The sequence below is a fragment of the Ruegeria sp. YTSC106 genome (assembly GCF_059609765.1).
Genome location: NZ_JBXWMI010000020.1, coordinates 29,474 through 43,093 on the forward strand (window position 1 = coordinate 29,474; position 13,620 = coordinate 43,093).

Sequence of the window (13,620 nt, forward strand, 5' to 3'; positions counted from 1 at the left end):
ATGCATATCGCGCCCTACGATAACCAGAACAAACCGATCGTCGACGCAGATGATCCAACTGTCCCACTGAACTATTTCAACATCGTAAAACTGAAAAAGGGCGAGGCCTTCGAATACAAGGTCCCGGGCTATGAGACCTGCATCGTGCCTGCCACCGGCAGCGTCGACGTGGATGTCGAGGGCGTGCGCTTTGCCCTTCTGGGCAACCGGGGCGAGGACGTATGGGATGGCGAGCCCGAAGGCGCCTATGTGCCGTCGGGGGCCAGGGCGCTGATGGTCTGCGTCTCGGAGACGGCCGAGGTGTTCGTGGCCGGCTCCAAATACGACAAGGTGCTGGACCCGTTCGATGTGCGCGAACACGACCTGGTGCAATATGGCAGCGATGACACCAAGACGCATCGCAAGATCAAGCACATCCTCGGCCAGAAACAGCATGACAAGGTCGGCCGCCTGCTGGTCAGCGAGCTGTTTACCGTGGGTCAGGGCGGCTGGTCGGGCTTTCCCAGTCACAAGCACGACACCAACCGCCTGCCGGACGAGACCCGGCATGACGAAACCTACAATTTCCGTTTCAAGCCCAACTGGGGCTCGGGCCTGCAGATGTTGCAGCGCGAGGACAACGAACCGGGCGATGCCTACCATATCGTCGACGGCTCCACGATCTGCATCGACAAGGGCTATCACCCCTGCTGCGTGCTGCCGGGATACGAGATGTATTACTTCACCATTCTCGGCGGGCTGACCCAGCGGTCGCTGGTGCAGTATTTCCAACCCACCCATGCCTATCAGATCGAGACCATTCCGGGCATCAAAGACATGATCGCGAAGTTCAAATGACCCTCGTCACACTGAAAGACGTCCTGCAACCCGCTTATGAACAAGGCTATGCCGTGGGCGGGCTCGTGACGCTGGGCTGGGAAGACATGCGCGCCTATGTGGCCGCGGCCGAGGCGGAAAATGCACCGGTTATTTTGCAAGCCGGTCCCAGCTGTCGTGAGCACACACCGCTGCCCGTTCTGGGCAAGATGTTCCGGTATCTCGCCGAAAACGCCTCGGTTCCGGTCGTTGCCCATCTGGATCACGGCTACACGTTCGAGGACTGCAAGGTCGCCCTCGACAGTGGTTTTACGTCGCTGATGTTTGACGGATCACGCAAGCCCTTGCAGCAGAACATAGATGAAACCGCCGCGATTGCTGAGATGGCCCACTCAGCCGGGATTTCATGCGAAGGAGAGATCGGCTTTGTGGGGTATTCCGGTGGTGAAGGATCAAACGGCACCGACCCCGAAGAAGCCGCGAAGTTTGCACGCGAAAGCGGTGTCGACGCGATGGCGATTTCGGTTGGCAATGTTCACTTGCAGCAAGACAAAGAAGGTGGTTTGGATGAGGCGCGTGTCGCCGAAATCGATGCCGTAACCGAAGTGCCTTTGGTCATTCATGGCGGGTCCGGTGTGCCGGTAGAGCAGCGTACGAAGCTGGCGCGCGAGACCTCGATCTGCAAGTTCAACATAGGAACCGAGCTGCGTATGGCATTCGGAAATGCCATGCGTGAAGCCGTCAATCGTGATCCTGAACGATTTGACCGCGTCACGATCCTGAAGGAAACGCACGACCCGGTTGAGGCCGCTGCCCGCACCGTGATCCGTGCCTTTGGCGCCCCGCCGCAAAGGTAAGATGCCCAATCTTTCTTAAATCGTAAAGGCTGCCCGGAACGCCTCAAGCGCCGTTTCCGGGTCGCCCGCAGCAAATGCCTCGAGGCTGACAGGTCCACGGTACCCCCTGTCATTGAGCGCCCGCGCCACGGCGGCATAGTTGATCTCACCGGTTCCCGGCTGGCACCGCCCGGGATTGTCGGCCACTTGTATCTCTCCGATCCAAGGCAGGCAATTCTCGCACCAACGGATCAGATCGCCTTCCCCGATCTGCGTGTGATAGAGGTCCAGATTTATGCGCAGGCTCTGGTGGTTCACAGACGAAACCAACGCCAGAACATCCTTGGTCGAACCAAAAGGACAACCGGGATGATCCAGCAGATTCAGGTTCTCCAGCGTGAAAACGACATCCTGTTCTTCCGCCAGATCACAAATGCGGCGCTACGTGTCCCGCGCTTTCAGCCACATATCGCCGGTCACAACGTCGTGCTGCCAGAGCGGTATTCCACCATCGCCTAAACCGGTACCGTGCAGGTTCAGACGATCCACACCAAGACGCTTGCCAATCTGCACCGTCTCACGCGCGGATGTCAGGAGCATGTCAGCCCCTAAATCATCCGCAAGACGGCCCTGAAGATAACCATTCATGATCGTGTAGTTCGCGCCAACGCATTCAAGTTTCACCATATCCCAAGCCGGCCAGTTCCATAGGCCAACTCCAAACCCCATCTCGGTCAGCCGCGCGGCACGCCACTCCATGGGTTTGTCGAGCCAAAGCATTTCAGCACATGCCGCAAGTTGAAAAGGTTGAGGCATGTCAGCTTTCCAATTGTCCAGATTGGTTCAGATCGAGCCACCTTCGACCATGAAATTCCCCGCACTGCACATGGCCGCGTCATCCGAGGCCAGAAACAGGACCATGCGCGCCACATAGACCGGCTCAATCGGGTCCGGCAGACATTGACGATCCACCTGCTTGGCCAGCGCCTCGGGCGTGACCCACAAGTCTTTCTGGCGGTCGGTCATGATCCAGCCCGGCACCACCGTGTTCACGCGAATACGATGATCGCCCAGTTCACGCGCCATGGTGCGGGTCAATCCATGGACTGCGGATTTGGCGGTGGCGTAAGCCGGAAAACCCGCACCTGCCTCCCACCACGAATTCGAGCCGATATTGACGATCGAACCCGCACCCCTGGCTATCATGCCGGGCGCCACTGCCTGAATGGCAAAGAACATGTGACGGATATTGGTCGCCATGCGCTCATCCCAGTAGTCCGGCGTCACTTCGCGCCAGTCATGACGATCATCCTGGGCGGCGTTGTTGACCAGCACGTCCGCGGCGCCCAGCTCATCGACCAGTTGCCCCAACGCCTCTTGCATAGCTTCGATATCGCGCAAGTCGCACTGCACAAAAGTGTGTTCACCGTCCAGGCCAGACAGCAGCGCGAGTCCGGCGTCGGCATTCAGATCCAGAATGCCGACCTTTGCCCCTTGGTCGGCAAAGGCCCGAACGGTTTCAGCGCCAATTCCTCCAGCCCCGCCCGTGACAAAAACCGTTTTTCCCGCAAGGCTTGGGTAACTGGCAAAATCTCTGTTCATCCGTCACGCTCCATGATCCATTCAACCTCTGGGGCTGGTACAAACCGCCATTTTCGCAGCGGCCCGGCCATGACGTTAAGATAGTACATCTCAAATCCATAGGGCGCGCCGCAAGGGTGATGGCCGCGCGGAACAGTAACAACATCGCCATCGGAAAGGGCCATTGTCTCATCCAGGTGACCATCATCTGTATAGACCCGCTGAATTCCGAATCCATTGGAAGGGTTGAGCCGGTGGTAGTAGGTCTCCTCCAGATATGTGATGCGAGGATAATCATCCTCGTCGTGACGGTGACTGGGATAGGACGACCAATGGCCATTTGGAGTGAACACCTCGGTCACCAGCAGGCTGTCTGCGTAGTCCTCGTTCTCCATGGCGATATTGTTGATGTATCGCGTATTTACCCCTTTGCCGCGTTCGGTCAGGGTTATGCCATCAGGTCCAATCCGACGCGCCGTACGACCGCCCTTACCCGGCGCCGAACAGATGGCCACAACGCAGTCGGTTTCCGCCACGGCCTCCCACTCGGTTCCGTTGGGCAGATACAGGCAATGCGGCGGCGTCTTTTCGAACACGTTCATCCGGTCACCCAAAATGCCCCAGTCCTGACCTGCCCCGGTGATCTTTGCCTTGCCTTCGACCATCACCAGAATGACCTCACGATCCCCGGTTGCCTCGGCCGCCCTGTCGCCTGCTTTTAGATGATACAGGCCAAAGCCCACATATCGCCATCCCGCGCTGGCCGGAGTGATGTCATGTACCTTGCCACGGGTTCCAAACGGTTTCTTCAGCAGGTCTGCCATTCTTGTTCTCCTTATTGGGCGGGCCCACAGGGTCCGCCTGAATTGTATTCAAGCAGCTTGCCTTGCCCGCAGGGCAGAAAGAGCCTCGGATAGCTGTTCCTTCTTCCATCCTTCAAAAACGGCCCGTCTAAGGATGTCAGCCTGGCTGTCGGGCGCGTTGCCTCCAATCGGTGGATCAGTATCCAGATTGGTCGGGAACGGATAACCTTCAGCGGTAGCAGCAATCGCTGCATCCAGGTCCCCCGAAGTCAAAGCCCCACGTTGTTTCAGGGCGACAAGCGACGGGAACACAGCCTGCGACATGGAATGCCGATCAACCATCTCCATCGCGCGTCCGAAGGGGGATGAGATTTGCAGCAAGTTTGCCATGCGAATGATGTCGGTGCTGCTGTTCTCGCCCGCTGCATGGAACAGGGCCGGATTGAAGAACACCGCGTCACCCTTTTCCAGAGGCAACTGGATACAGCTGTCTTCGAAATACGCACGGTGCGCTTCATCGTGGAACGCCAGATAGCCCGATGGGTAGAGCTGCGAGAACGGCAACAATTTGGTCGGGCCGCTTTTCACCGGCATGTCACAATGCGCAACCGCCCCTTGCAAGGTCAGCGAGGCCGTCACCAGATGTGCATGAGCCGGATACCGGGCCGCGCTTTCGGCGTTTTGAAACCCAAGGTGATAGTCCCGATGCGCCTGTTGCGCCTTGCCACCGGGGCGCACCTGATTGATCTGAGCGGTCACCTGATAGTTCGGCCCAAGCCATGCTTCACATGCCGCAGCAATCGCCGTGTTCCCGAAATAGAGCGCAAAGCCCTCGGGGTCGCGCAGGCATTGCTTTTGCAGCGCGTTCCACACCCGGTCATTCGCGCCCGAGGCGGCAAAGTGATCGCCCTCACCCGCGCTACCCTGGCGTTCTTCTTCGATGATTTCACGAAATACTTCCGTCGCCCGATCAATGATCGACGTGTCCGGATACGCCCCTTTCAGGGCGATCACACCGGCGGATTTGCCCAGCACCCGGCCCCATTCCGCCAGCAAGGCCCTACGCGTATCAGGCTGTTCCAAACCGGAACGCAGTGCCTGCATATCATAGACGGGCACGTTCTTTTCGACGGAGACGGCAAAAGGCACCGTCTCGGTCGAAAGGCTCTGAGAGGTCAACACCTTGAATTCGTCCAGATCACAGGATTCCCGGTCGAAATAGCCGACATATCCAAGGTCCTGATGTACCATGACGTGCTCCTCTCTCATGGCTTCGGTGTTGCCCCGTAAGGCGATGATTTAAGCGGTGATTTCCAACCCTGCGTTGCCACAAACCTCGACAATGTGGTCAAAGCCCATTTTGGAGTACTCACATGGCGGCGCCTTGGCGGGGTCCTGCTCTGCCTCGACCACAATCCAGCCGTTGTAATCCATTGCTTTCAATGCATTGGCCACGGCCTGAAAGTCGATGCAACCATCACCCGGCACTGTAAACGCACCTGCGATCACCGCATCCAGGAAACTTCGATTGTTCTCGCGTGTGTCCTGTACGATTTCGGGTCGGATATCCTTGAAATGTACGTGATGAACCCGGTCGCCCCAACGGTTCAGTGTGGCCATCACATCGCCGCCGCCAAACAGCAGATGGCCCGTATCGAAGCACAGCTTCAATTCGGGGCCGGAACCCTCCATCAGCCAGTTCACTTCATCTTCGCTTTCGATGATCGTGCCCATATGATGGTGATAGGCCATCGGCATGCCCTGATCTGCCATCCACTTGGCAAGTTCGGTCAGCTTGCCCGCATAGGCCAGTACCTCATCCTGCGACAGTTTGGGGCGATCATTGACAGGCGTTCCGATCTGCCCCTGAACGGTATTGGAACACTCGGCGTAAACGATACATGGGCTGTTCAGCGCGACGAATTGTTCGACCTGTTCGCGCACGACGCCGATCTCGGCGTCAAGGTCATTGACCAGAGTGCTGCCCGAGCACCAACCACCACACAACGCTATGTTGTTGGCATCCAGATACGCGCGCAGCCCTTCGGTGTCGGCGGGCATCCTCTGGCCGCGTTCGACACCTGTGAAACCGATCTCGCGCGCTTCTTTCAGCGCCTGCTCCATCGTGTAGGCTGCGGTCAGGTCCGGCAGGTCGTCATTCTGCCAGGCAATCGGAGAGATACCGATCTTCACGCTCATTTCGTGTTTCTTTCCTTGATGGCGGTTTCATAGGCCGCACGTTTTTCATTCACTTCAGGGCGGACGCTGACCTCGGGCACCGCCACTTCCCACCACGTTCCGCCATATTCGGTCGATGGGTAGGGATCGGTGTCGATCACTACGACATAGGGGCCTTTGACCTCACCGCGTTTGGCCAGCGCGTCTTCAAGCTCGGCAATTGAACTGACCTTGACCGAGGTAGCCCCCATCGCTGCCGCATGGGCGGCAAAATCGATGGCCGATGCCGTTTCGTGTACGGTGTGGTCGAGAAGGTTGTTAAACTCGGCCCCGCCTGTCCCCATTTGCAGACGGTTGATGCAACCAAACCCCCGGTTGTCCGTGACGACAACGGTGAACGAGATCCCCATCATCGCCGCCGTCGCCATTTCCGAGTTGGCCATCATATAAGTACCGTCACCGGTAAAGCAGATCACGTCGCGGTCCGGCTGGGCCATCTTGATGCCCATGGCACCGGCGATCTCATACCCCATACAGCTGAAACCATATTCCATGTGATAGGCACCGGGGCGCGGCGCTTTCCACAGCTTGTGCAACTCACCCGGCATCGTGCCGGCGGCGCACATCGCAACAGTGTTTTCATTGGCAGCCCGCTGCACTGCGCCGATCACCTGCATATCCGTGGGCAGTGCATTGCTGTCGGTGGGTGCATCCGTCAGCGCATCAACTTTACCGAACCAATCAGATTTCAATATCGCGGGCAGATCAGGCGCGCGATGGTCTGCCAACGCTTCGCTGAGTTCACCCAGACCAACCCGAGCGTCGGCCTGCAACGGCATCGCTCCGTGCTTTTCGGCGTCATAGGCGGCGGTGTTCAGGCTGATCAACTCACGCTGGGGGTTCGCGAACAAACCCCATGACCCAGTGGTGAAATCCTGAAACCGGGTGCCAACGCCCAGCACAAGATCCGCCTTTGCACAGATGTCATTGGCGGGTTCGCCCCCGGTCACACCAACAGGACCAAGGTTGAGCGGATGATCCCAGGCCAATGCGGACTTGCCGGCCTGTGTCTCTGCCACCGGGACGTTATGTGCTTCGGCAAAGCGCTGCAACGCGGCCGTTGCGTCCGAATAATGCACACCTCCGCCTGCAACGATAACGGGACGCTTGGCGGCCTTGATCGCGGCAACGGCACGGGCCAGTTCACCCTCATCCGGGCGAATGCGGCGCTGATACCAGACGCGTGGCTCAAAGAAGCTTTCGGGATAGTCATAAGCTTCGGCCTGCACATCCTGACAAAAGGCCAGCGTCGCCGGGCCGCAATCCGCCGGGTCCGTCATCGTGCGGAAGGCGCGTGGCAGAGCCGTCAGCAGATGTTCCGGGCGGGTGATGCGGTCGAAATACCGGCTGACCGGTCTGAAACAGTCATTCGCACTGATGGTTCCATCCGAGAACACTTCGGGCTGCTGCAAAACCGGATCGGGGCCACGCGTCGCAAACACATCGCCAGGCAGCAATAAAACAGGCAGGCGGTTAACATGGGCCAGAGCAGCCGCAGTGACCATGTTGGTGGCTCCTGGTCCGATTGACGACGTGACCGCCATCGCGCGGCGCCGACCCAACTGCTTGGCATAAGCAATCGCGCTATGTGCCATGGTCTGTTCGTTGTGACCGCGATAGGTCGGAAGACTGTCTCTCACGCCATGCAGTGCCTCACCCAAACCAGCCACGTTGCCATGGCCAAAAATCGCCCACACACCTGCGATAAAAGGCTCTCCGGCCTCGTTCATCTGCGCCCCGAGATAGCGCACCAGAGCCTGCGCCGCGGTCAATCGGACTGTTTTGCTCATCATGATCCCTTTCAACTCGGAGCCGCTGTTGGCGGTCCGCGGGTTGTCTCATTTGCGAAGGTGTCAGGCCTTTTACCAGAGCCTGAAAACAGAGTGACGTCAGGTGCCACCGCCCGATGGATGCCCCCGTGGGGACATCCGGATATTTTGTTTTAAACAGTACCGCCCAGCGATCCCTCAAGCTCGGCCATTTCCTGACCGCCGGCCATCAGATCCTGCAGCTGTTCCGGTGTGATTTCGCCGCGCGTGGCCGTACCCAGTGTTTTGCCACGGTTCAGCACGGTAAAACGATCGCCCACCGCCAGCGCATGGCGCACGTTGTGGCTGATGAAAACCACGCCGACACCCTGGCTGCGCACCCGGTCGATTGTGGCAAGAACATTCGACGTCTGACGCACACCAAGCGCCGAGGTCGGTTCGTCCAGGATCAGGATCTTGGCGCCGAAATACACCGCCCGCGCGATGGCGACAGTCTGACGTTCACCACCTGACAATGTACCGACAGCCTGATCCGGTCCGCGCAGATTGATGCCCATCTTGCGCATCTCTTCCATGCAGACGTCGTTTGCATGATCCACATCGAACCGCTTGAGCAGCCCTTTACCCTTGGTAGGTTCACGCCCCATGAAGAAATTGCGCGTCACGCTCATCAGCGGGATCATCGCAAGATCCTGAAACACGGTTGCAATGCCCGCTTCCATGGCATCGCGCGGCGTGTCGAAGTGAAGCGGCTTGCCTTCGAACATGATCTCGCCCTTGGTGGGCTTGTGTACCCCGGACATGGTCTTGATGAAGGTGGACTTTCCCGCACCGTTATCGCCCAGCAGGCAATGGCATTCACCGGGTTTGACGTCAAAGCTGACCCCAGCGAGCGCGATGATATTGCCAAAGTGTTTTTCGATGTCTTTCATCTGTACGATGGGCGCCTGATCGCCGACGGCATCGCCATGGTGGAACTTGGTGTCTTCGGTCATATCAGCGCTCCCCGGTTACGCGCTTACGGATCGCGTTGTTGAACAGAACGGCAATCAACAGCATGGCGCCCAGGAAAACCTGGAACCAATCCTGATCAAAGTCGGTATAGGTCAGGCCGATGACGACCATGCCAAAGATGATCGAGCCGAAGAAGGCACCGATGGCCGAGCCATATCCGCCAGTCAGCAGGCAGCCGCCGATCACCGCGGCGATAATCGCCTCAAATTCTTTCTGGAACCCCCGCCGCGCATCGGTCGAGCCTGCGTCCATGACGGTTATGATCGCCACCAGAGCGGCGCAGCAGGCCGTCAGCATGAACAGTGAAACCTTGACGCGGCTCACCGGAACACCTGAGTTGGATGCAGCTGTGCTGTCACCACCCGAGGCGAAAATCCAGTTCCCGACCGGGGTGCGCAACAGTACGTAGGTTGCCGCCAGTGTAATGAAAATGAACCACAGGATTTCGACGGGAATTCCCGGGACCTTGGGCGCGCCGCTTTTGAATGTATCTATCATGCCGTTGGCGGCCAGCCATGCGAACAGGCTGCCGAATGCTTCGCCCGAAAAGAAAGGAGCCAGCCAGTCGTTTTCGACCGCATCGCGTACACCGCGCAACTGGGTCGAACCGCCTGTTGCCATTTTCAGGCCGACCAGTGACAGGCCACGAAGTATGAACAAAAACGCCAGCGTTACAATGAACGATGGCAGGCCCGAACGGATCACGATATTGCCGTTGATCGCACCAACACAGGCCGCGAATACGAATGTCATTGGGATGGCGAAGATCAGTGGCAATTGCCAGGTCACGACACAGACGCCGAAAAACAGCCCCGAGAACGCAACCATCGATCCGATTGACAAGTCGAACTCTCCGCCAATCATCAGTAGTGCGGCGCCGATAGCCAGGATGCCCAACTGCGCCGCAGGGGTCATGAAGTTCATAACACCAGCAAGGGTGAACATCGATTCATCTGCGGTGATCGCAAAGAATAGGAAAACCAGAACAGCACCGGCAATGGCACCCAACTCGGGTCGTTTCATTAGTTTGGCTAGGAATGGTTCTTTCTTGACCCTTTCGTCCGACAGGACGGGCGCTGATTCACTCATGGTTTCCTCCCAATTCGGTGAGACCGGCGCGTTGGCGCCGATCCTGTTGATTGCCGGATCGCGCCGAAGTCAGCGGATGCCCTGTGCGGACAGTTCGATGACCTGAGCGGCCTTGTCCTGAGTGATCAGGTTCGGACCCGACGGCACGTCGCCGCCCGGCATCAGGCCGTACTTGGCGTGCAGACCCATGAAGTTCACGGACAGATAACCCTGAAGGTACTGCTGCTGGTCGATGGCAAAGGCCGCATCGCCATCAACGATTGACTGCAAGAAGTTGGCCGACAGGTCGAACGAGGCAACATTCACATCCCGCCCCGACGCTTTGGCAGCAGCGACAGATGGCTCGCCGGCCGAGCTTGCGCCCAAAGCCATAACGGTATCGACGCTTTCGTCAGAAGCCAGCGCGGCAGCAACCTTGGACTCGATCTCGGACGGATCGTTCGAGGTCGGCAGAACGGTTACCTTACCGCCAAACCCTTCGGTGAAGCCTTCGCAGCGCAGGTCAAGTGACACGTTGCCAACCTCGTGGTTGACACAGATCGCATTGGAGCCACCCATCGACGCCAGTTCTTCACCAGCTGCTTTCCCTGCATCGTATTCGTCCTGACCTACGTGCAGCAGAGCACCCAGTTCCTTGGCCACTTCCGCGCCCGAGTTGATCGAGATCACCGGGATACCGGCGGCAACCGCGCGCTCGATCGAGGGGCCAAGCGCGTCCGCATCCGGGATCGAAACGATCAGCCCGTCGGGTTCCTGGTTCACGGCGGCGTCGATCAGCTGCGACATGGCCACCATGTCAAAGGTTTCAGGCGCACGATATTCCACGTTCACACCGACATCTTTACCGGCCTGCTCGACACCGTTTTTCACGACGTTCCAGAATGCGTCATTTGCCTGGCCATGCGACACGACCACGATTTCTTGTGCAAACGCGGGCGTGGCCAAGGCCAGTGCCCCCGCAGCAAGCGCGCCTTTAACGAATTTCTTCATTTCAGTTTCCTCCCATTGGTTCAGTCTGATCTTCTGTTGGGGTACCGGCCCCAATCATCCGGCTGTGCCGAATCTCCGTGGCTACGGCGCTGGGCCGAGCTGGCGTAAGTTTGAAGAATTTCGATCATTTTGCAACCGGTTTCAAAACTTCTTCCATTCGAACCGGTTTTCCTGTCTGCGCTGACACGGTTGCAGCCTCGGCCATCGCCAGTGCCGCAACACCATCTTTCAATGACACCGGAACGTCGGATCCGCCTTCAACAGCTTCGACAAATGCGGCCCATTCCACGCGGTACGCAGGCATGTAGCGCTCCAGGAAGAAATAGGTTGGTTTGGCGCCCACAACACCGTCTGCCGTTGATTTTACGACTGTGTTTTCCAGTACATTCCGAGCCTGCAGCAACCCCTCAGAACCCAACAACTCGACCCGCTGGTCATAGCCATAGGCCGCGCGCCGTGAATTCTTGATGACTGCAATCCGGCCATCCGCGTAGGACATTGTAACTACGGCTGTGTCCACATCTCCTGCAGCGCCAATCTCGGCGTCCACAAGCGAAGATCCAACCGCCGAGATGGTATCGGGAACCTCCCCCATCAGGTAGTTTGCCATGTCAAAATCATGAATCATCATGTCTCGAAACAACCCACCAGACACTTTTACGTAGCTTACCGGCGGTGGTGCTGGGTCAAACGAGGTGATTGAAAGCAATTCCGCCTTACCAATTTCACCCGCGTCCAACCCCGCCTTCAAGGACGCGAAATTGGGATCGAATCGCCGATTAAATCCAATCATTACCGGCTCGCCTCGTCCCGAGACAGTGTTCAGGCAATCCGTGGCACGCTGAAGGTTCAGATCAACAGGCTTTTCGCACAGAACAGCCTTGCCTGCGCCGGTCGCAGCTTCGATCAGATCAGAATGCGTGTTGGTTGGAGTTGCGATCAGAACCGCGCCAATCTCCGGATCCGCAAGGATCTCTTCAGAGCGGCGCGCTTCGACCCCATGATCGTTGGCCAGGCTCGCCGCAGCTTCGGGCAAGGCGTCGGAAACGGCACTGAGCGTGCTGCCCGGATGAGATACAATCGCCTGTGCATGAACACGCCCGATGCGCCCGGCGCCCAACAATCCGACCTTCAACATGCAACTCTCCCGAATCTTGTTATTGCGCGCAACAATGATTCTCTTTGCAACCGGTTGCAATATTTTTTTTCACTACCTCAGAGCTTTTGCTCCCAAAGCCCCAAATCCCCTCGAAAAAGCAGCGACATGATCCCAGATCCCGAACATTCAGCAACACTCCACACGCTGAAATCCGCGCATTGGCCGCCCTACGGGAATCCCCCAATTTCGGAACACGGTGAATCAGGTTAATGTTAAGTTAAGGAACACACTACCACTCTGTGACCCCTAAGAAGGGCTGGCATGACCCCCTCGTCCAGCCCTTCCCCCCCCACCCAACAGCCACAAGAAAGTGGCGGCCCCAGCGGCCCGGTGCTTTCATTGAAATTGGCGTTCGAGAATGGCGATCCCTGAAGGACTCGAACCCTCAACCTGCTGATTAGAAGTCAGCTGCTCTATCCAGTTGAGCTAAGGGACCGCTGCACCCTTCTTGCGGTTTTTACGCGCGGGGTTCAAGAGCCAAGCGCATGAATGCGCTGTTCGGATCGTCGCTGTACCCAAAGATCGGTCCGCAGTAGGAATAGCCCAACGCTTCGTAGAGTTTACGAGCGGCATCATACTCCGGAAGATGCTCTGCCCCGGTTTCCAAAACTAGGGCTTCGACACCTTCAGCACGCGCCAGTTCTGCCAGATGGATCATCATGACGCGCGCCGGTCCGCGCCCACGCGCCTGCGCGAGGATATGCACCGATTTCACCTCGGCCGTACCATCGGGCAGCGCTTTCAAAGCGCCGCAGCCCAAAGCCTGCTTGCCGTCGTAGATCGCACAGAATCGAATCCCCGGTCCGGCCAGTGACTCGGCGCTCATCGTGTGGTTGCTTTCCGCAGGACCCGCTGATTCGCTGTGGGCGAAATGCGCTTCGACAACCGGGCGCAACACGTCCGAAGTCGGGTCGGCCTCGCGAATGTCGATCATTCAGTGTGTCCAGGGCGCACGCCGGTCGGTGGCGAAGTTTTCCCCGTAGCCCCGTGCGCGCAGGTTGGGTTTGCGCTTGTGCGGCTCGCTGACCTGCGCGTCGATACCATTGTCACGAGCGTAATCAATCGCCTCTTTCTTGGTGTCGAATTTCAGACGTATCTGGGTTTGCGTGTCATTGGATGACGTCCAGCCCATCAGCGGATCAACCTCACGTGCCGAAGCAGGGGCATATTCCAGAACCCATTTGCGGGTTTTGGCCATCCCCGAGGTCATCGCATTCCTTGCAGGCTGGTAAATCCGTGCGCGCATGTCGCCTCTCCGTACTCACTTGGCTAAACCTGTTTATGCGTCAGAGCGCAGCCCGGGACAAGACAACAATTGTCGCGGA

15 protein-coding genes and 1 tRNA gene are annotated in these 13,620 nt (G+C 58.1%); 2 read left to right on the forward strand and 14 right to left on the reverse strand.

The annotated features are described in order from the left end of the window. A complete protein-coding gene (locus AC2FEB_RS20545; protein ID WP_496676334.1) occupies nucleotides 1-837 on the forward strand; it encodes a 5-deoxy-glucuronate isomerase in 837 nt (278 codons plus the stop codon). After that, complete coding sequence (locus tag AC2FEB_RS20550; RefSeq protein WP_496676331.1) at nucleotides 834-1,673, forward strand: class II fructose-bisphosphate aldolase; 840 nt, start codon at nucleotides 834-836, stop codon at nucleotides 1,671-1,673. The genes AC2FEB_RS20545 and AC2FEB_RS20550 overlap by 4 nt, the downstream gene beginning before the upstream one ends. A 15-nt stretch (nucleotides 1,674-1,688) precedes the next feature. On the opposite strand, the gene AC2FEB_RS20555 is transcribed toward AC2FEB_RS20550, so the two are convergent. From AC2FEB_RS20555 to AC2FEB_RS20620, 14 genes are all read right to left on the reverse strand, one after another. Beyond that, nucleotides 1,689-2,087: a TIM barrel protein gene (locus tag AC2FEB_RS20555; protein WP_496676388.1), complete on the reverse strand. Its 399-nt coding sequence runs from the start codon at nucleotides 2,085-2,087 to the stop codon at nucleotides 1,689-1,691. A 6-nt stretch (nucleotides 2,088-2,093) separates the two neighbouring features. Further along, on the reverse strand, nucleotides 2,094-2,468 hold the full coding sequence (locus tag AC2FEB_RS20560) for a hypothetical protein (RefSeq protein ID WP_496676329.1): 375 nt from the start codon (nucleotides 2,466-2,468) through the stop codon (nucleotides 2,094-2,096). 27 nt (nucleotides 2,469-2,495) lie between these two features. Further along, nucleotides 2,496-3,254 carry an SDR family NAD(P)-dependent oxidoreductase gene (locus AC2FEB_RS20565; RefSeq protein ID WP_496676326.1) on the reverse strand — a complete coding sequence of 253 codons (759 nt, stop codon included), beginning with the start codon at nucleotides 3,252-3,254 and terminating at the stop codon, nucleotides 2,496-2,498. After that, on the reverse strand, nucleotides 3,251-4,057 hold the full coding sequence (gene iolB, locus AC2FEB_RS20570) for a 5-deoxy-glucuronate isomerase (protein WP_496676323.1): 807 nt from the start codon (nucleotides 4,055-4,057) through the stop codon (nucleotides 3,251-3,253). Before iolB ends, AC2FEB_RS20565 begins: the two co-directional genes overlap by 4 nt. Before the next feature lie 48 nt (nucleotides 4,058-4,105). Continuing rightward, the gene (locus AC2FEB_RS20575) at nucleotides 4,106-5,287 is read right to left on the reverse strand and encodes a phytanoyl-CoA dioxygenase family protein (protein WP_496676320.1); all 1,182 of its coding nucleotides are present in this window, start codon (nucleotides 5,285-5,287) and stop codon (nucleotides 4,106-4,108) included. 48 nt (nucleotides 5,288-5,335) lie between these two features. Next, nucleotides 5,336-6,235 (reverse strand): myo-inosose-2 dehydratase, encoded by a 900-nt coding sequence (gene iolE / locus AC2FEB_RS20580; protein WP_496676318.1) that lies wholly within the window; start codon nucleotides 6,233-6,235, stop codon nucleotides 5,336-5,338. After that, nucleotides 6,232-8,064 carry a 3D-(3,5/4)-trihydroxycyclohexane-1,2-dione acylhydrolase (decyclizing) gene (gene iolD, locus AC2FEB_RS20585; RefSeq protein WP_299901408.1) on the reverse strand — a complete coding sequence of 611 codons (1,833 nt, stop codon included), beginning with the start codon at nucleotides 8,062-8,064 and terminating at the stop codon, nucleotides 6,232-6,234. Before iolD ends, iolE begins: the two co-directional genes overlap by 4 nt. Before the next feature lie 152 nt (nucleotides 8,065-8,216). Then, nucleotides 8,217-9,038: an ATP-binding cassette domain-containing protein gene (locus AC2FEB_RS20590; RefSeq protein ID WP_117872290.1), complete on the reverse strand. Its 822-nt coding sequence runs from the start codon at nucleotides 9,036-9,038 to the stop codon at nucleotides 8,217-8,219. Between the two features lies 1 nt (nucleotide 9,039). Further along, nucleotides 9,040-10,146, reverse strand: a complete 1,107-nt coding sequence (locus AC2FEB_RS20595; RefSeq protein ID WP_117872288.1) for an ABC transporter permease — start codon at nucleotides 10,144-10,146, stop codon at nucleotides 9,040-9,042. Between the two features lie 69 nt (nucleotides 10,147-10,215). Beyond that, nucleotides 10,216-11,136, reverse strand: a complete 921-nt coding sequence (locus AC2FEB_RS20600; RefSeq protein WP_299640858.1) for a sugar ABC transporter substrate-binding protein — start codon at nucleotides 11,134-11,136, stop codon at nucleotides 10,216-10,218. A 124-nt stretch (nucleotides 11,137-11,260) separates the two neighbouring features. Then, on the reverse strand, nucleotides 11,261-12,274 hold the full coding sequence (iolG, locus tag AC2FEB_RS20605; protein WP_496884340.1) for an inositol 2-dehydrogenase: 1,014 nt from the start codon (nucleotides 12,272-12,274) through the stop codon (nucleotides 11,261-11,263). A 380-nt stretch (nucleotides 12,275-12,654) separates the two neighbouring features. Then, nucleotides 12,655-12,731 (reverse strand) — tRNA-Arg (locus AC2FEB_RS20610). A gap of 21 nt (nucleotides 12,732-12,752) precedes the next feature. Beyond that, nucleotides 12,753-13,229: a GNAT family N-acetyltransferase gene (locus tag AC2FEB_RS20615; protein ID WP_496884341.1), complete on the reverse strand. Its 477-nt coding sequence runs from the start codon at nucleotides 13,227-13,229 to the stop codon at nucleotides 12,753-12,755. Beyond that, nucleotides 13,230-13,541, reverse strand: coding sequence for an ETC complex I subunit (locus tag AC2FEB_RS20620; protein WP_496676313.1), 312 nt, complete (start codon nucleotides 13,539-13,541; stop codon nucleotides 13,230-13,232). Between the last annotated feature and the right edge of the window lie 79 nt (nucleotides 13,542-13,620).